This is a genomic window from Gottfriedia acidiceleris, from assembly GCF_036421055.1.
Classification (GTDB): Bacteria; Bacillota; Bacilli; order Bacillales; family Bacillaceae_G; genus Gottfriedia; species Gottfriedia acidiceleris_C.
Genome location: NZ_JAZGQS010000047.1, coordinates 1 through 623 on the forward strand (window position 1 = coordinate 1; position 623 = coordinate 623).

Annotated in this window: 1 rRNA gene; it reads left to right on the forward strand. The window is 53.1% G+C overall.

Annotation, left to right across the window (positions count from 1 at the left end):
- Positions 1 to 623 (forward strand): 23S ribosomal RNA (locus tag RAH41_RS22455); the annotation flags it as partial.

Sequence of the window (623 nt, forward strand, 5' to 3'; positions counted from 1 at the left end):
ACGGGGCTAAACGTATCACCGAAGCTGCGGATTGATACCGTATGGTATCAGTGGTAGGGGAGCGTTCTAAGGGCGTTGAAGCTAGATCGTAAGGACTGGTGGAGCGCTTAGAAGTGAGAATGCCGGTATGAGTAGCGAAAGACGGGTGAGAATCCCGTCCACCGTATGCCTAAGGTTTCCTGGGGAAGGCTCGTCCTCCCAGGGTTAGTCAGGACCTAAGCCGAGGCCGACAGGCGTAGGCGATGGACAACAGGTTGATATTCCTGTACCACCTCATTTCCGTTTGAGCGATGGAGGGACGCAGAAAGATAGGGTAAGCGCGCTGCTGGATATGCGCGTCCAAGCAATTAGGCTGATGTGTAGGCAAATCCGCACATCATAAGGCTGAGTTGTGATGGCGAGGGAAATATAGTACCGAAGTTCCTGATTCTACGCTGCCAAGAAAAGCTTCTAGCGAGGAAATAGGTGCCTGTACCGCAAACCGACACAGGTAGGCGAGGAGAGAATCCTAAGGTGAGCGAGAGAACTATGGTTAAGGAACTCGGCAAAATGACCCCGTAACTTCGGGAGAAGGGGTGCTCTTTTGGGTGTATGCCCGGGAGAGCCGCAGTGAAAAGGCCCAA